Genomic DNA, 17829 nt, shown 5'->3' with positions numbered 1-17829 from the left:
GAAGGTCCATCCTTCTCCCGCTTTTTTTTGTAAATAGAAAGATTTATCGATAACATCCAGAGCAGCCCTCGTTTGCGTAAACGCATTCATACTATCCCTAAATAAGAAGGTTTTGTATGGATCTCTGAAAATTAGTCCGCTTTGTATTTTCCTAATTTTTTGTCCAAAGACGCATACAACCGCTGAATGACGCGGTAATTAGCACCCAAATCACCAAGCGATCCTCTAGATGCAGAATACATATCTACGCCACATCGTACAGGTGTGGTATTAAGCACTGAGACAGTGATATCCAGTGTACGGCCAAATGCCGTTCTCTTCTCCAGAGTAATCTCACCTACTGACTCCACTTCATGAAGCACCTTGAATCCAGGAACCTTCTTAAGCGTTGATGAAACTTCCTCCCAAGCTTTGTCTTTCGTAAGATTGTAATAACGCGTTTTTAATGTCGGATCTTTTGCGCGGTCGCTTGTTCCATCATGACTACGGAATAAACCAACCAAGGTTCTTTTTAACGACAAAATTCTTCCCCCTCTACAAATCCCAAGTTCATTATTCTAAGTGTAACACTCTTGTCTCAGGAACAAAAGGGTATTACTCACTTTCTCCTTGTTCCAGACATACAAAAAAGCGCCCGCTCCCAACTTTCACGGGAAACAGAGGCGCTTGGCCTAAACAATGGAAAACCCGCTTATGCCGTCCGGCTACAGTGTCTTCTGAACCTGCTATAGCAGGTGGGTGACCGCAGAAAACGTTTTTGAATTCCCCAGGTCATATAGACAGGGCTGTTCAGCTGCGCTTCGTGTAGATCTCCCAAGACATTATCATTGGTTCAAAACAACGAGCAACCGTAACGAACATCGCAGGATTTGTTATTATTATATTGCGTTTTAACGAAAAAGTAAACCTGTATGCGCTTTATTTTACACTGGAATTAAATTACTGACGATTTCCAACGCTCAATGCTTGCCATTATTAAATACGTTTTAAATCTTTATTCTCATTATTCTCTTCATAGTCGTCGTCATCATCATCGTCGTCATCCTCTTGATTATTCAACGCAGCTTCCGCCTCTTCTTGCTCCTTCAGTTTCTTCTGCTCCACCTGCAATTGCAATTTATTATAGGTAGCATAGAAGTTAAAGAAAGCAGCCATCGCAATCAGCGTCGGGATACAGATAATGTACAGCGCTGGATATCTCAGGCCAATATAAGCAAGAACCCCCGCTGCAATCAAAGTTGAGAACACACGAATTGGTCGTGCAATTGTCAGCAAGATCGAGTTAGTCATTACTTGCTTAAAGCTCATTTGATAATGAACAACAATAGAAAAGAAGTTAAACATGGATACCGACAAAATAATCATGAGCACTAACATCAAAATACCAACAATTCTAAAGTTAGGCATTTGTGTCATGTAAACCGTTACATCGACGTACATAATAACGAACATCAATGTATAGATAATTCCTCCGAGCATACTTTTTAGATAATTTTCTTTATACCCCTGAAAATATGTGCGAAAAGTTCCTACATCTGTATTTCCCATAACCCATTTACGTACCACGGTAAATAAAGCCGCCGAAGCAGGAAATACTGTAAATGGTGCTAGAATCCCCATAGCCCAGTTCAAAGTGAGCTGTTCATTAACTCCACCCGAACTTGTCCCTAGCATAAGTATCTTCATCAAACCAAAAAATAAAAACGGGGCGGAACATAGTGCCCATAAGATATTACTTGCTGCGATACGTGTAATCCATTCTGTGACGCGGTATAAGCCGCCCATTGCTCCTTTAAACTCCAATTCCCTTCCTCCTCTGTCTCTTGCATACTGCTTATCTTAACTATACCTCATTTGACCTCCTCTTTTCCATAGCCCAACTTTCTGAATTCTAGGTTATCGTCTATACAACAAGTCTAGAAAGTCCATATATTGGGATTGTAATCATAATAATTACCAAAATCACCACAATCTAAAGGAGGTTATTGTATGTCCTCACCTGTTGGCTACGGCGGCTGGACTTCCACCGGTACGATCCTCGTATTGTTTATCCTGCTCGTTATCATCACTCGTACTTTCGTATAAATAAGCTGATCATTCAATAAACACCCTAATATTACAGCAAAAAGAAGACGAGAACCGCTATTCGGCATCTCGTCTTCTTTGTATCTTGATAAATCATCACCCTAGGGTTCAGATCAAGTATTAGTTATCGAAATCTTCACGTTTTGCAGGACGTGTGCTTGTGCTGCTTGGGCGAGTAGAGGGTTTACGGTCCGCACTGCGGTTCGCTCCACCATCACGGTTAGCTGCGCTATCACGATTGCCTTTATAGCCACCGCCATAACCGCCACTGCCGCTACCATAGTTACTGCCACCGCTGTTGTAGCCGCCACGACTACCGCCACCGTTGTTGTCGCGGTTTCCACGGTATCCACCAGTGCTGCCACCGGAAGTGCCACGGTTTCCGCCATAACCACCATTAGGTTTGCGGCCACTGCGAATGTCGTTCTTACCACCACGACGTTTAGCACGGATTGGATCTTCAGGAGTCAATTCAATTGTGGAATCCTTCTTATCACCAGTCAGAAGCTTCATTGCAGCTGACAGCAATTGAACGGAATCATATTGCTCAAGCAATTGAATAGAAATACCTTTGTACTCATTCAATTCACCGCTCTCTACCATCTCAAGCAAACGTTCAGCTGTTACGCGTTGTTTACCTTCGATAGCCTCAGCCATTGTTGGCAATGGTTTGCGAGTAATACGGTGACGAGTAACGCGTTCGATCAAATGCAGGTGATCCATTTCGCGTGGAGTAACGAAAGACCAAGCTGTACCTTCTTTACCAGCACGACCAGTACGACCGATACGGTGTACATAGCTTTCTGGATCTTGCGGCAAGTCAAAGTTAATTACATGAGTAACACCGGATACGTCCAAACCACGAGCCGCTACGTCAGTAGCTACCAGCACATCAATGCTGCCATCACGGAATTTACGCATTACAGCATCACGTTGGTTCTGAGACAGGTCACCATGCAAACCATCAGCAGAGTATCCACGTTTTTGCAAAGCTTCTGCAAGCTCATCTACCCGGCGTTTCGTACGTCCGAACACGATTGCAAGCTCAGGAGATTCCATATCAATCAAACGACTAAGTGCTTCGAACTTTTGACGTTCAGGTACTTCAACATATGCTTGATCAATCAGCGGAGCACTGATTTGTTTCGGAATTACGGAGACGTGTTGCGGGTTGTTCAAGAATTGCTGAGCAAGACGTTGAATGTTTGGAGGCATTGTAGCCGAGAACAACATAGTTTGACGCTCTTCAGGAACGAGCTTGAGGATTGTCTGAATATCTTCCATAAAGCCCATATCCAGCATTTCATCTGCTTCATCCAATACAACAGTTTGAACATCATCCAAACGAATGGTTTTACGGTTGATATGGTCAAGCAAACGACCTGGTGTACCAATGATAATTTGTGGTTTCTTCTTTAGACCACGAATTTGGCGACCAATATCTTGTCCGCCATAAATTGCCAACGAACGAAGACCTTTGAAACGGCTTAGCTTACCGATTTCTTCTGATACTTGAATGGCCAACTCACGAGTTGGTGCCATAATAAGTGCCAGAATTTTTTCGTCTTCACGATTAATCTTCGAAATGAGGGGGATACCAAAAGCAGCAGTCTTACCTGTACCAGTCTGTGCTTGACCGATCAGATCCGACCCAGTCAATGCCAATGGAATTGACTGCTCCTGTATCGGTGTTGCCTCCTCAAATCCTAACTCTGTGATTGCTTGTAGCACTCTTGGCTCCAAGCCAAATTCTGCGAATGTTTTCAAATTATTCATGCTCCTTCTATACAGTGGACATTCCACATGCTTGTCTGTATTCTTAAGTAGCGGTAAACACATTTATATGCTGTCCAATCATGCTCTTTTTTCTGCATGATATAGCGCTTTTGGGACGAAAAGCCTCCCTTTCATCAGGTACTTCATTGTACCTGAGCAACTGTAGCTTTACATCCGATGCAATGCAAAAATACCATTGTAACGTTCTACTCAAGAATATCCTATACATTATATCACAACTCTAAGTAGGAATACCAGTGGGTTCCTTTCTTTTCATTGCATTCATGGTTTATTTTAAATTAATTTATAGAGGTGGATTTGCTTGTTAAGACAGATTTGGAATTGTATTGCAGTGATTTTTGGAGCAGCGTTGATTGCCAGTGGATTTAATCTTTTTCTAATCCCGCATCGCTTACTCAGTGGAGGAGTATCTGGGCTTTCCATGTTAGTGGGTTACTTTACACCAATAAACATAAGCCTTTTGTACTTGCTCTTTAATATCCCCTTGCTTGTAGCTGGTTGGTTCCAGCTTGGCCGGAGATTTATTATGCTAAGCATGTTATCCGTTGTGGCAACAACTTGGTTCTTAACGATCATTCCAGAATATTTGGTAGCCACTGATATGCTGCTGTCTTCTGTATTTGGCGGTGTACTTGTAGGTATCGGCTGTGGTTTTTCCTTCCGTGCAGGAGGTTCCTCCGGCGGTTTTGATATCCTGGGATCCATCATCACTAAATTCCGTGATTTCCCGGTTGGAAATGTGGTGGTAAGCTTAAACGGTCTCGTTATCCTTGCCGCAGCCTATTTTGATAACAACTGGAATTTAGCTCTTGCATCGATGGTATCTATATACGTAACAGGTAAGGTACTGGATATGATTCACATCAGCCATTTAAAGGTAACCGTATATATAGTAACAAATCGTACAGATGAGCTCCTTCAGCATTTAATGGGGCTTCAACGTGGTGTTACAAAGATTAAAACAGAAGGCGCTTATTCTCATGTTGAAAAGGACATGCTAATGACAGTAACAACCCGCTACGAACTTGCTGAACTGCAACGTATTATCCGCACGACAGATCCTCAAGCATTTGTAAATATTGTCGAGACAGTTGGTGTTATGGGCTCCTTCCGAAAAAGATAAAACTGGCAATGAAAAGTATTAATTTGGAAAATGCACCAATCACAGAATTGTGATATATTATAATCACGCAGAACCCTAACAATTTCATAAAGATTGAGATTTACCCCTCTTTTTTCCAAGCACTTCGTTTTCCGATGATTACTGAATTCCATTCAGACCTATCGAAAAAGGAAAGGGTGATTTTTGTGGAAATGGAAACGGTAAAGCTGTCAGCAATCGTCATGAGGTGGTATCCTGATATGATGCCGTTTCTCAAACAGGACGAATTAAATTCCGTAATCGTTCTGCGTGACGGGCTTAGTATTCTGGAACCTGCAGATGCCATGGATATCATCCATTACAGTATCTGTGAACATCAGAATTCTGCGTATCTTCAATGAGTAAGCCGCAAGAGAAGTCTTGATAGTTGCCGCCTTAAGTTCGGCCATGTTGCCGTGTTGAGGCGGCATTTACTTTTTTAACAATACGTTTAGAATCTGTGCGTCCCGGTTAATACATCAAGGATGGTTTTTCAGACCCGATCTGAGCCAACATTATTACAACACTGTTCTTTTTAGAAGCAACCGTTCCTATATAATTTAGGAAATGTACATAAAGGGAGAGAATACGAATGAACATCACCTGGGCTCTACTGATGATGGCCTTGGGAAGTGTAGGCGTGCAACAGAATCAACATGACGCTGAAGTGGCAATTGCATTGAAGTCCGCCATGAATCCCCCCATCATCGCTACGCAAAATAATAATTCAAATGGTTCAACTCCAGCTCCAAATGCTACAACAGAGACAAATGACTCACAAAGTATGTTACACGCAGATCCTCAGCCGGATGCACCGAAAGTAAAAGGTATCTATGTTACCGCATACAGCGCCGGTGGAGAACGAATGGAAAAGCTTCTTTCTTTACTTGATCAGACGGAACTAAATTCTATGGTCATCGACATTAAGGATGATGCAGGTTACATCACGTATAAAACCGATAATCCAGAACTTCAGAAACTCGGTAATCCGCAGCCATTTATTGGCGACATCAACAAACTGATGGAAAGATTGAATAAACATGATGTTTATCCTATTGCTCGAATTGTTGTCTTTAAGGACTCTATACTTGCCAAAAAGAACCCGCAATTATCCTTTGTTAATGCAGACGGCACAGTATGGAAGAATAAAGGCGGCGATAGCTTTGTTAATCCTTATAATGAAGAGGTCTGGAAGTACAATGTCGATATCGCCAAAGAAGCTGTCAAACTCGGCTTTAAAGAAATTCAATTCGACTATGTGCGCTTTCCTGAAGGTTTTGAAAAACGTGCAGACACACTTAAATACACCAAAACCAGTGATTCTCGCGTAGATATCATTTCTAATTTTGTCAAATACGCAAAAGCAGAGCTTGCTCCACTTGGTGTTCGTGTATCCGTAGATATTTTTGGATATGCTGCATCTGCCCCTGCTGAAGGAATTGGACAAGACTTCGTAAAAATATCCAAGAATGTGGATGTCATCAGTCCAATGGTTTATCCAAGTCATTATTCAACGGGCTGGTTTGGAGTAAAAGAGCCTGACTTAGATCCGTATGCTACCATTAAAGGCTCCATGGTTGATACCCATAAGAAGCTTGATCCTCTAGGCAGCTACAAACCTGTTATTCGTCCTTGGATTCAAGATTTTACAGCAAGCTGGCTCGGAAAAGGTCATTATATTAAATACGGCAAAAAACAGGTGGAAGATCAAATCCGCGCTTTAAAAGATGAAAATGTAGAGGAGTTTCTGCTCTGGAACGCCAATAACCGATATACCTCCGATGTCGATTATGAGAAATAATGTATAGCGCCCTTATTGTTTATAATTGAAATCAGGTATGATATATAAAAGATAAAGACCCGGCGTCTGCCGGGTCTTTTAATGGAGAGAAAAGGAACTTTTACTGTAATTATTACAAACCAACAAAGAATGAGGTCAAAGAACGATGATACAAACCACCTCTTTAAAACAAAAAGCAGGACAATTTTTCTATATTTTATTCCCAATTCTAGTTACACAGATTGCTTTATCTGCGATAACCTTCTTTGATACCAACATGTCCGGTAAGTTTGGCACAGCCGATCTGGCAGGTGTGGCGATAGGAACCAGTCTCTGGATTCCGATTCAAACGGGTTTAAGTGGGATTCTTATGGGGATCACCCCCATTGTCTCTCAGCTCATTGGAAGCAAGAAAGATAAGGATGTTGCCTATCAAGTCACACAGGGAATCTGGCTTTCTCTGATCGTCTCTGTAATCGTCTTACTAATCGGCAGCCTCGCCTTATCACCTATTCTTGATTTTATGAATCTGGAGCCGACTGTAAGAGATGTTGCCTTCCGCTTTCTTAGTGCGATCTCCTTCGGAATCATTCCGCTGTTTGGTTATACGGTTCTCCGTAGTTGTATAGACGCTCTTGGGCAAACACGCGTATCCATGTTGATTACACTAATAGCTCTCCCCGTCAATGTGGGTTTAAACTACTTACTGATCTTCGGGAAATTCGGATTCCCTCGATTGGGTGGCGTTGGAGCTGGAGTGGCATCAGCTATCACTTACTGGGTAATCTTTTCCGTTGCCCTGCTGTTCATTTATCGAGCTGAACCCTTTGCAAGCCTTAGAATTTTCCGGAAGTTCTACTTTATATCGCTAAAAAGCTTCAAAGATCTACTCAAGATCGGTGTACCTATTGGCTTCTCCATTTTTTTTGAAACTGCAGTCTTCTCTGCTGTAACCTTGTTGATGAGCCGGTTCGATACCGTAACGATTGCAGCTCATCAAGCAGCCATTAATTTTGCTACTACGTTATATATGATTCCGCTCAGTATCTGTATGAGCCTAACTATTCTTGTCGGCTTCGAGACAGGATCCGGAAGACAAAAGGATGCCCGTCAATATGCCATAATGGGTATTGGACTTGCGGCTATCCTCTCCCTGGCAACAGCACTCCTACTCTTGTTTGCCGGCCACCATGTAGCTGGTTTATACTCTGATGAGCCTGATGTCATTTCATTAATTCAGCATTTCTTAATCTATGCGATCTTTTTCCAGATCTCCGATGCGATTGCCACACCTACACAAGGAGCGCTTCGTGGATATAAGGATGTTAACCCAGCCTTCATTATTTGCTTTATAGCTTATTGGGTTATAGGGCTTCCTACTGGCTATGCACTTGCTACTTACACGGATCTAGGTGCATATGGTTATTGGATTGGCTTGATCACCGGCCTTGCGATTGGGGCCACATTGCTCTTGACTCGGCTTGTTAAAGTTCAACGCCGTTATGCTACACAATATGCAGACGCTCAAGCACATCATTAATAAATCAAAAGAATACAAAAAAGGAACAGTGCGAAGTTCGCAGCTGTTCCTTTTTTTGTGTGTTAATTATTGAGAAAGACGGGATGCAAGCTCGTACAACTCCACGTCAAAGTCTTTCTTAGTATTTACAACAAGATCGATATCTGTGAGGGTTAGTTCACCCTTGATGATACCGCAACCTTTATCAGACTCACCTTCAATCAGTTTACGAACGGCAAAGTCACCAAGACGGCTAGCAAGGTTCCGGTCTCCAGGGGTTGGTGTTCCTCCACGTTGAATATGTCCAAGTACAGTAACCCGTGCATCCAGAGAAGCATGACGATCTTTCAGCGCTTGGGCCACATCTTCGCCTTTACCTACACCTTCAGCAACGATGACGATACTGTGACGTTTACCTCTGACAAAGTTGTCGCGCATACGATCCGCAACTTCATTCAAGTCATATGGCATTTCTGGCACGAGAATTGTTTCTGCTCCAGAAGCCAGACCTGCATGTAGCGCGATATCTCCACAATGACGTCCCATAACTTCTACAATGGAAGAACGCTCATGGGAGGACATCGTGTCACGCAGCTTGTTAATGGCATCTACAACGACACCAACTGCTGTATCAAACCCAATGGTGTAGTCTGTGTAGGAAATATCATTATCAATAGTTCCCGGTAAAGCCATCGTCTTAATACCGAGTTTACTTAGTTTATTAGCACCTTTGTAAGAACCGTCGCCACCGATAACTACTAGGCCATCGATGCCCATTTCATTCAGAATATCCGCGCCCTTTTGTTGACCTTCTGGCTTTGTGAACTCCAGACATCTCGCAGATTGCAGAATGGTTCCCCCACGTTGAATAATGTCACCTACACTGCGAAGATCCATAGGGAAGATATCGCGATTCAAAAGTCCTTGATAACCACGTTGCACACCAAAAACTTCAATACCATAATAAAGTGCGCTTCTTACAACCGCACGAACAGCGGCGTTCATACCTTGTGAATCTCCACCACTAGTCAGTACTGCAATTTTTTTGATTTTTGACATTCTGTTGTTCCTCCTTAAAGTTGTGCAATGCCCCATCCGTTGTATAGGTGAAGCTTCGCAGCCTTGTTACAAAAAACGATTGCGTATCCAGCGGCTATTAGCGAAGAAGAACAGCCTTGTAAGCGGACTTCCTCTCATTAGGCTCTTAGACACAGTGCGAACTTCCCGCTGTTCGCTAACTTTCGGATCTGATAAATAAAGTGCCAGCAACCCCTCAATCACCATACGATGCATAGATGACTCCGGCAGTTCACGTACATCCTTGCGGGCCCACTCAACCATGGAAGCGATCCGACTCAACATGGTATCCGTGTCGTCATAATAATTGCAGAAATTAAGATCACCGCCTGCTCGGTCCTCTTCCTGATCAATCAAATAATCCAGCATAATGTGCAATCCGCACACATGTGGAAAGTATGCAGCACGGATCGATTCCGAAGAAGACTTGCTTAGCTTCGGATCACATGCGGATAGAAAAAGCATGAATACGCCTAAAGTAGAGCCCGTCGCAGCCGCAAACTCGTTCCATTGCAGATGCGGAGCACGGCTACCCTGCTGCTCCCACCATTCCTTCAGGGCTGTTTCCCTGAGTTCCGGGCGGATATGCTTATATACCTGCAAATCTGTATACAGCACAGCCAAGTCACGAATCTCCGCTGCAGCAGCGGAATAACCTGGCAGCAGTGAGATCATCTCCTGGCATTTTCGAACCAGCCTATACAAGTATCCACCGTCATTCTGTTCATCACGAAGCGCATAATAATTCACAGGTTCAGCGTTTGGATCAATGGCATCCAGCATAGATTGATGCAGCAGCCTGAAATCTGCAGGATCAAGCGAAGTACTGCGATCACATAAATTATCTAGATAATCACTGATAGTTTGATAAGCAACAATAAGCGGAATAAGTATATGTCTCATCGATAAATTGCCGGCGGCATAAATACCTCCACCTATGCAATGAAACTCTTTCGTCTCAATGCTGGCAAGTGCTTGCTTCCGGAGCTCGGGATCGGGAATCCCATTCGCATCTTGGCGCCAGAAGTGGAGACATTCTCTCACTTCAGGCAGCACGTACTTATAGACCCTGTTCATAAGCCCGATAGGGCCACGCGGGCTAAGGTTACGGCCTTGCTCTAATTCACTCAATGATAGTGCCTCCACATTGTTGTCTCCTTATCCAAATCACCACTTATTATAATATGATCAGACGTATTTGTACAAACAACAAAATCACTTTCGTAAAATTATGAAAGATTCAGAAATAAAGCAATTCAAGAATAAAACACATAACCCTTCATTGCTTTATGCTATACTAGGCATATTTCAATTTCAGAGGAGTGCACTTTCATGTTTTCAAAACGGACCGGAAGCCCTTACAGTGATCAAAATTGGCTTCGTTCCTTTCTATTTACGATTTATGGTACCAGCGTTCTTGTAGTATCCTACTTTCCATTATTCTACACACATCTGGGGTTTAGCAGTTCTCAGGTGGGCTACTTGTATTCCCTCGGACCCCTCATCTCCATCCTATCCAATCTCTTCTGGAGTATGATGAGCGATAAGCTGGGCACCATTCGAAAAATCATGTTTATTTTACTCGCGGGACAATTAGTAACCGGACTTCTATTAGCCAGAGCGACCGAATTTTCTTCCGTTATGCTTATTTTGTCCTTTTTCTACTTCTTCTATTACCCTGTTTTTCCGCTTGCTGATACAATGGCCATCAAAATTGCGGAGCGGCACGGACGAAACTTCATTACAATTCGTGTATTTGGCTCATTGGGCTATTCTTTCTTTGCTTTAACAGTCGGTTATGCGCTTAGAGCTTTAGGTGCTACCTGGAGTCTAACCTTATGTATTATTATCATAATAATCGCGCTTCTAATTACAATTGGCCTTAAGGATGTCAAAAAACCTGTTCCAGAGCTTCCCGATCAGGAAGCAGTTACTACCAAACCTGTTAAGAAAGAGCACGGGCTTAAAGATATTCTTTTGCAAAAAGAGGTGCTGTGGTTCTTCGGCTGTGTCTTTGTACTCGCACTAGGCCATAGAATGAACGAAGCCTTTCTCACCATCAGTTTAAAGAATCTGGGTGCTGGCGAGGAAGTGATCGGCTGGGCTCTTCTTGCCTCAGCCCTAAGTGAAATCCCTGTATTATTTATACTCGGCAAATACGGCGACAAATTTAAAGAACTGCCCTTATTAATTTTAGCCAGTTTCATGTATGCCCTTCGCTTTCTACTAATGGCGCTCGCCGATCATCCAGGCTCTATAATCGCGATTCAAGCCTTGCATAGCCTGACATTTGGCGTCTTTTTTGTAACATGTGTCCGTTATATCACTCGGATTATTCCTGATCGTCTCCGAGCAACCGGTCTTGCAATCTACACAGTTGTTTGGTCAAGTGCAGCTGGACTTCTAAGTGGTACATTTGGTGGAATGATCTATCAGGAAGCTGGACGCTTCACCTTTTATATGGTAGCGGTTGGTTTCAGCCTCCTTGCCTTAGTAGGTTTTTTAGGACAACATTTATTAGATATCTATCGAGGTTCGATACGTTACTCAGAGAAAACAAACAAAAGAGCCTCACTATAATAGAACACTTCTAAACACTCAAAATATAGAAAGGTCTTTGCTGTCCCTCACTTGGGAATGCAAAGACCTTTTCTATTTAAATTGATGAATAATAGACGTAAAAAAACACAGTTCCCGAAAGAACTGTGTTCTATAGTTTGGTAACCACTCTTGCAAGGGCTTGCCAAGTAAATTATATATTTATAGCAGACAGCTAAACTGTCTTTGCCGTTTCTTATAATTTTACTACGTTTTCAGCTTGCGGTCCACGATTACCATCAGTGATATCGAATTCTACTTCTTGACCTTCGTCCAAAGTTTTGAATCCTTCACCTTGAATTGCTGAGAAGTGTACGAATACATCTTCGCCGCCTTCTACTTGAAGAAAACCATAACCTTTTTCTGCGTTAAACCATTTTACTGTACCTTTCAATTGAACAACCTCCTAAAAATAACCGCCATATATGGCGTATAACTATATTATACTGCAATCTTCTACTCAAATCAATCTGTCTAGACCTTTAAATATGTGATTTAATTTGCTTTTCCCTTCTCCTGTGCGTTATCATTGAGCCAAAAGCCAAAAATCGCCAGGGTGGTAATGATAATGATCAAAAAACATGAAATATACAAAACAGACAAATGGAATATGATGACGGTAGAAGTACAAGGACGTTATATCGTTCTTCGCGAAATCTCCGATCAATGGGGAGAAGAAACACATACCTTCCTTAGTCGTCCAGCTATGATGCAGTGGGTGAACAACCGATTCAACAAAGAATCTTATAAAGATAATGAAGAAGAGTACAAAAATATTATCGCAGCTTTCAAACAGGTATAACAGAATATGAATACAGAAAATATCGCGATTTATGTTGTCCTAGTCTTATGTCTAGGCGCAGTTCTAATTATGACTAAGGATCGTGTCCCGCCGCAATTTAAGCGGGGCATGGCCTTAACTGCTGTCATTATGATTCTGTTCGCCTTCATCTTTGTTATTTATAGCTTATTGGCATAACTTATACTTTCATATATTTTAAAGAAGACTAAACATTAATAATCAGGACTTAACAGGGCATAATAAGCCGACTCTACTTTCAAGAGGAGGACGTTATGCCTATTTCACCCAAGTCCATCCCTCTTCTACTTGTGCTCAGCTTGCTACCGGGTGATTTATCATCTACAGTATTGCCGAGGGAGATTATGCCTACTACATCTCATCATTCTAGGAGGGTTTCTATGGAACAATTATTGAAGAGAAGCGAAGTACCTGCTGAGAATCGTTGGAAGCTTGAGGATGTGTTTGCTTCTCAGAAGGATTGGGATGCAGAATATGCAGAAGCTAAATCCCTAATCAAAAAAGCTGCGGATTTTCAGGGTACACTAGATTCCGCGGATGCTCTAAAAAAATGTTTTGAGCTGGATGACAAACTGTCTATTCTAACTGAACGACTTTATGTGTATGCACATATGCGTCAAGATGAAGACACAGCTAATCCTGACTATCAAGCTTTGTCCTCCAAAGCGAAAAAGCTTGGTATTGAAGCAGGTGAAGCCTTATCTTTTGTAACCCCAGAAATTCTGGCGTTGCCTAACGAGAAGTTGGACCAGTTCATCGCCGATCCGAACCTATCCGCTTATAAATTCACCTTAACTGAAATGAAACGCGAAAAAGCCCATGTGCTTTCTAAGGCCGAAGAAGCACTGCTCGCTCAGGTAGGAAATTTAGCTCAAGCGCCTCAGAATATTTTCAGTATGCTGAACAATGCGGATCTGAAATTCCCTAAGATCAAAGATGAGGATGGCAAAGAAGTTGAGCTGACTCATGGCAACTATATCAAGTTTCTCGAAAGTAGTGACCGTGAGGTTCGCCGCAATGCTTTTAAAGCAGTCTACGATACCTACCGGAAGCAGAAGAACACTATCGCAGCAACGCTTAGCGCCAATGTGAATAAAAACGTGTTCTACTCACGGATTCGCAAGTATCCTTCTGTAATGGAAATGTCACTCTATGGTGATAACATTCCGAAAGAGGTTTACACCAACTTGATTGATACGATACACGAAAGCCTTCCACTGATGCACCGTTATATGAAACTGCGTCAGAAGCTGCTGGGTGTCGATGAGCTACATATGTATGATCTGTTTGCCCCGCTTGTTGATGAATATAAATTAGATATCACCTATGAAGAAGCCAAAAAAATCACTAAAGAGGGTCTCAAACCGCTCGGTGAAGATTATCTGAATGTGCTGCAAAAAGGCTACGACAACGGATGGATCGATGTCTATGAGAACGAGAATAAACGGTCTGGGGCTTACAGCTGGGGCCCATACGGTACGCATCCTTTCGTACTGTTGAACCATAATGATAATTTAAACAGTATGTTTACATTGGCGCATGAGATGGGCCATGCATTACACTCGTATTTTTCAGATAACGCTCTGAATTATCGTGATGCGCAATACACGATTTTCCTAGCAGAGGTTGCTTCTACTACTAACGAGGCGCTGCTAATGGATTATTTACTCAAAAAGTCTACAGATCCTAAAGAAAAAATGTATTTGCTCACCTACTATGCTGATCAGTTCCGGACAACGATCTTCCGGCAGACAATGTTCGCGGAGTTCGAGAAAATCATTCATCAGCGTGTGGAAGAAGGCGAATCGCTTACTCCACAAGATCTTTCAAGCATCTACTATGACCTGAATGTTAAATACTATGGTAAAGAAATGGTTGTAGATCAGGATATCGAGATGGAATGGGCGCGGATTCCGCATTTCTATAACAGCTTCTATGTTTATAAATACGCAACCGGCTTCTCAGCAGCGACTAGCTTTGCCAAACAAATTCTTGAAGAAGGTAAACCTGCGGTAGATCGTTACCTCGGCTTCCTGAAGAGTGGCGGCAGTGACTACTCCATTAATATTCTGTCTAAAGCTGGTGTTGATATGTCTTCTCCTGAGCCGATTCGCGAAGCGATGAGTGTCTTCGAAGATGTTATCGCTCAAATGGAACAGTTGACCAAATAAGGCAGAGAGTTTAGTATTGCATTAATCCCTTGCCCAATTTGGGCAAGGGATTTTATTCTGTTATATCCCCTGAGGAGGAAGAATTCAATGAGAATTCAATGGTCTTTAATTGCAGGTCTGATCTTTGCGCTGCTAACAGCCATATTTGCAGTCATCAACGTGGATCCCGTTCAAGTCAATTTCGGTTTTGATGTAGTTAATATACCGCTGATCCTAGTTATTCTGGGCTGCGCGTTAATTGGTGGAATCATCGTGGGTTCTTACGGTATTTTTCGCCAGTACAAACTACAAAAACAAATTAAAAGCCTAACTGCAGAGCTAACCAAACTTCGTGATGCCGACACTTCTTTAGATTCTTTTAACACAGACAATGATGGCCTAACAGGAGGACTTAACTAATGATTACCATTCAACCAAACGAAGATTACATACTTTCAATCCTAAAAAAATTGCTTGATACACCGAGCCCCAGCGGCTTCACAGCACAAGTCATGAATCTTGTAGCAGAAGAAGCGGCAGCATTGAATGTACCACTAAGCTGGAATGAAAAAGGCGGCGTAATTCTAACCGTCCCAGGCCTTGATCCTTCCCGTACAATCGGCATCAGCGCTCACGTAGATACCCTTGGAGGCATGGTTCGCTCCATTACATCTAATGGTACTCTGCGACTGACCTCTGTTGGCGGCTTCACTATGCATAGCATCGAGAATGAATACTGCGTAATTCATACCCGCAGCGGCAGAAGCTATACTGGAACCATTTTAACCAGCCACCCATCCGTTCACGTATATCCAGATGCTCGTGAATTCAAACGTTCAGAGGAAAACATGGAAGTACGGATCGATGAGCTTGTATCCACCAAAGAGGATGTACTCAAGCTTGGCATTTCCGTTGGTGACTTCATTTCCTTCGATGCACGTGCTGTGATTACACCTAGCGGGTATATTAAATCTCGTCATCTGGATGATAAGGCGAGCGTTGCAGCCCTACTTGGACTGTTGGAAAGTATGAAGCGTGAAGGCTGGAAACCGCTCCATAACCTTTCCTTCCTCATCTCGAACTATGAAGAAGTAGGACACGGCACAGCTTGGATTCCTGGTGAGATTAATGAAATGATCGCAGTCGATATGGGCGCCATGGGCGACGATCTTAGCTGTAAAGAAACCGATGTGTCCATCTGTGCAAAAGATTCTTCCGGCCCTTACGATTATGTTATGACTGGCCGTTTGATTGAGCTGGCAGAAGCACTCGCGATTCCTTATGCCGTTGATATCTATCCAATGTACGGCTCCGACGCATCCGCTGCCCTTCGAGGTGGTAATAATATTCGTGCTGCACTGATCGGCCCAGGTGTGCATGCCTCCCACTCCATGGAACGTACACATAAGCAAGCTGTAGTAAACACTGCTAAGCTTCTCGCTGCTTATGTGGGTACTAACTGAGTCTAGCACTGGCAAGTTAAAGCAGCTCTGGCGACGTAGACAATGGCTGATTGTCTCACTCCTGCTGCTCTTGATAGCAGCAGCCGTACTATCAATGTTCCTGTTATCCAGAAATCATAAGGAAGATCCCTTTGACGGTCTTCCTCACACTTACACCTATTTAGAGACCGTGAGTCCAGAAAATGTACAACTCTATATGATGTCACTTTCGCCAGAAGATGTTCAACTCAGAGCCGCTGGTGCCCCCCTTCAGCAAGTGATTGCATATGGGATTAATGGAGGCTTCTTCTATGGAGATGCACTTCTATCTATTGCTATCATGAATGATATCCCTACTAACGGGGTTAAAAAGGCGTACGGTTCCGGCTGGTTTAACGCTAAATATGCACGCGGAACCCTAGTCTGGGATGGTGCCAGTCAGAGCTTATCCGTACAGGTTGTCTCTTCGGGAGAAGAGTTGAACGTTTCGGATCGCCAGCATTATTTTGCACAAGGTGGTATTAGTATGAATCTGAAGCATGAGGATCTCTGGCAAGCTGCGATCGCCGAAGAACATCTTCCTTATGCTGATGAGAAACGAATGCGCTCAGGCATGTTGTATGACGATAATGGCAAGCTGTGGCTGATTGTTACACCAACGCTCTCGACGGCAGCAGAGTTCCGCTCAGCCATCCTACAGAGCGTTCCTGCTGAAGGCCTCGAAGGGATCTTCCTAGATGGAGATGGCTCTTCTCAGATGAATGCTGATGAGATCATCTTACCTGGCGACTCTCGTGCTGTAGTGCAAATGATCGCGGTGGACGGAACAAAATAAAATATGGTGAGGCAGCCCCCGCCATAAAAAAACAGAGTAGGCATTCTCCAATAAACTGGAGAACCCTACTCTGTTTTTTTTATTAGCATTCGCAGATTCAATCCCAGACTTGCTCCAGCTTATCTGAGTAATATGAAATGGCCTTACTATAACTTCTTATTCCTTCATCCCCTGAGGTTTCAGCCAGCAATTTAAGCAACATCCCCATAGCCAGACTATGATCTCCGAGATTGTGCAAGGTCATTGCAAGGAACACCGGAAATTCCTTATTCTCTGGGTACTCGTGAATGGCCTGTTCCAATATTGCTTTGGAATTCTCATATTCTCCGAGTGTCCGGAAGGTACTGCCCAGTCCCAATAGAGCGCCGACCCTCTGCTCCGAAGGTAAGCCTAGTGTTAAGCTTTTCTCATAAAAGGGTACCGCCTCGCGTTCTAAACCAAGGACATCATGCGTCCATGCCAATTGATACAGAAGTTCTGCATCATTACTATTCTGCTCATATAGCTCTAACAGCATCACTCTAGCTTCTTCAGCTTTACCTTCATTTCGCAGGGCTACAGCTTCTATAAGTTGATCCTCCAAAC

General features: G+C 43.0%; 19 protein-coding genes and 1 other RNA gene. 12 read left to right on the top strand and 8 right to left on the bottom strand.

Annotation, left to right across the window (positions count from 1 at the left end; genetic code table 11):
• Positions 1–131: 131 nt before the first annotated feature.
• The 3 genes from R50345_RS10445 to R50345_RS10440 form a co-directional block, all read right to left on the bottom strand.
• Positions 132–521, bottom strand: coding sequence for a DUF1499 domain-containing protein (locus R50345_RS10445; protein WP_036689295.1), 390 nt, complete (start codon positions 519–521; stop codon positions 132–134).
• A 159-nt stretch (positions 522–680) separates the two neighbouring features.
• A non-coding RNA gene (gene ssrS, locus R50345_RS30740) (6S RNA) lies at positions 681–872 on the bottom strand.
• Positions 873–975: 103 nt separating this feature from the next.
• Complete coding sequence (locus R50345_RS10440) at positions 976–1803, bottom strand: YesL family protein (protein WP_042126318.1); 828 nt, start codon at positions 1801–1803, stop codon at positions 976–978.
• A 186-nt stretch (positions 1804–1989) separates the two neighbouring features.
• On the opposite strand from R50345_RS10440, the gene R50345_RS10435 reads away from it, so the two are divergent.
• Complete coding sequence (locus tag R50345_RS10435; RefSeq protein WP_042126316.1) at positions 1990–2085, top strand: hypothetical protein; 96 nt, start codon at positions 1990–1992, stop codon at positions 2083–2085.
• 120 nt (positions 2086–2205) lie between these two features.
• On the opposite strand, the gene R50345_RS10430 is transcribed toward R50345_RS10435, so the two are convergent.
• Positions 2206–3852 (bottom strand): degradosome RNA helicase CshA, encoded by a 1647-nt coding sequence (locus R50345_RS10430; RefSeq protein ID WP_042126314.1) that lies wholly within the window; start codon positions 3850–3852, stop codon positions 2206–2208.
• Between the two features lie 331 nt (positions 3853–4183).
• On the opposite strand from R50345_RS10430, the gene R50345_RS10425 reads away from it, so the two are divergent.
• The 4 genes from R50345_RS10425 to R50345_RS10410 all read left to right on the top strand — a co-directional run bounded on the left by R50345_RS10425 (position 4184) and on the right by R50345_RS10410 (position 8343).
• Positions 4184–5005 (top strand): YitT family protein, encoded by an 822-nt coding sequence (locus tag R50345_RS10425; protein WP_042126312.1) that lies wholly within the window; start codon positions 4184–4186, stop codon positions 5003–5005.
• Positions 5006–5196: 191 nt separating this feature from the next.
• Positions 5197–5385 carry a hypothetical protein gene (locus R50345_RS10420; RefSeq protein WP_036689649.1) on the top strand — a complete coding sequence of 63 codons (189 nt, stop codon included), beginning with the start codon at positions 5197–5199 and terminating at the stop codon, positions 5383–5385.
• 230 nt (positions 5386–5615) lie between these two features.
• Entirely contained in the window at positions 5616–6824 is a 1209-nt protein-coding gene (locus R50345_RS10415) for a putative glycoside hydrolase (RefSeq protein WP_042126310.1), read from the top strand.
• A gap of 145 nt (positions 6825–6969) precedes the next feature.
• Complete coding sequence (locus tag R50345_RS10410) at positions 6970–8343, top strand: MATE family efflux transporter (protein WP_042126309.1); 1374 nt, start codon at positions 6970–6972, stop codon at positions 8341–8343.
• 66 nt (positions 8344–8409) lie between these two features.
• On the opposite strand, the gene pfkA is transcribed toward R50345_RS10410, so the two are convergent.
• Together pfkA and R50345_RS10400 are read right to left on the bottom strand one after the other, a co-directional pair.
• Positions 8410–9381: a 6-phosphofructokinase gene (pfkA, locus tag R50345_RS10405; RefSeq protein WP_042126307.1), complete on the bottom strand. Its 972-nt coding sequence runs from the start codon at positions 9379–9381 to the stop codon at positions 8410–8412.
• Between the two features lie 66 nt (positions 9382–9447).
• A complete protein-coding gene (locus R50345_RS10400; protein ID WP_042132049.1) occupies positions 9448–10530 on the bottom strand; it encodes a tetraprenyl-beta-curcumene synthase family protein in 1083 nt (360 codons plus the stop codon).
• Between the two features lie 201 nt (positions 10531–10731).
• On the opposite strand from R50345_RS10400, the gene R50345_RS10395 reads away from it, so the two are divergent.
• Positions 10732–11979, top strand: a complete 1248-nt coding sequence (locus R50345_RS10395) for an MFS transporter (RefSeq protein ID WP_042126305.1) — start codon at positions 10732–10734, stop codon at positions 11977–11979.
• A gap of 214 nt (positions 11980–12193) precedes the next feature.
• On the opposite strand, the gene R50345_RS10390 is transcribed toward R50345_RS10395, so the two are convergent.
• On the bottom strand, positions 12194–12391 hold the full coding sequence (locus R50345_RS10390; protein ID WP_042126303.1) for a cold shock domain-containing protein: 198 nt from the start codon (positions 12389–12391) through the stop codon (positions 12194–12196).
• Positions 12392–12565: 174 nt separating this feature from the next.
• Here R50345_RS10390 and R50345_RS10385 point away from each other — a divergent pair, with 174 nt between their 5' ends.
• The 6 genes from R50345_RS10385 to R50345_RS10365 all read left to right on the top strand — a co-directional run bounded on the left by R50345_RS10385 (position 12566) and on the right by R50345_RS10365 (position 17244).
• Positions 12566–12799: a hypothetical protein gene (locus tag R50345_RS10385; RefSeq protein ID WP_036689271.1), complete on the top strand. Its 234-nt coding sequence runs from the start codon at positions 12566–12568 to the stop codon at positions 12797–12799.
• 6 nt (positions 12800–12805) lie between these two features.
• Complete coding sequence (locus R50345_RS31660) at positions 12806–12976, top strand: hypothetical protein (RefSeq protein WP_167348490.1); 171 nt, start codon at positions 12806–12808, stop codon at positions 12974–12976.
• 221 nt (positions 12977–13197) lie between these two features.
• Positions 13198–14988, top strand: a complete 1791-nt coding sequence (gene pepF, locus R50345_RS10380) for an oligoendopeptidase F (protein ID WP_042126300.1) — start codon at positions 13198–13200, stop codon at positions 14986–14988.
• A gap of 87 nt (positions 14989–15075) precedes the next feature.
• Entirely contained in the window at positions 15076–15387 is a 312-nt protein-coding gene (locus R50345_RS10375; RefSeq protein ID WP_042126298.1) for a LapA family protein, read from the top strand.
• A gap of 2 nt (positions 15388–15389) precedes the next feature.
• Complete coding sequence (locus R50345_RS10370) at positions 15390–16430, top strand: M42 family metallopeptidase (protein ID WP_042132047.1); 1041 nt, start codon at positions 15390–15392, stop codon at positions 16428–16430.
• Positions 16414–17244: a hypothetical protein gene (locus tag R50345_RS10365; protein ID WP_042126295.1), complete on the top strand. Its 831-nt coding sequence runs from the start codon at positions 16414–16416 to the stop codon at positions 17242–17244. The genes R50345_RS10370 and R50345_RS10365 overlap by 17 nt, the downstream gene beginning before the upstream one ends.
• 97 nt (positions 17245–17341) lie before the next feature.
• On the opposite strand, the gene R50345_RS10360 is transcribed toward R50345_RS10365, so the two are convergent.
• Positions 17342–17827, bottom strand: coding sequence for a tetratricopeptide repeat protein (locus R50345_RS10360; protein ID WP_042126293.1), 486 nt, complete (start codon positions 17825–17827; stop codon positions 17342–17344).
• Positions 17828–17829: the final 2 nt, after the last annotated feature.

Origin of the sequence: Paenibacillus sp. FSL R5-0345, assembly GCF_000758585.1 — a bacterium.
In the GTDB taxonomy this organism is placed as follows: domain Bacteria; phylum Bacillota; class Bacilli; order Paenibacillales; family Paenibacillaceae; genus Paenibacillus_AQ.
The sequence above is the reverse complement of the archived record's forward strand: the minus strand, read 5'-3'. Positions and strand labels throughout refer to the sequence as shown.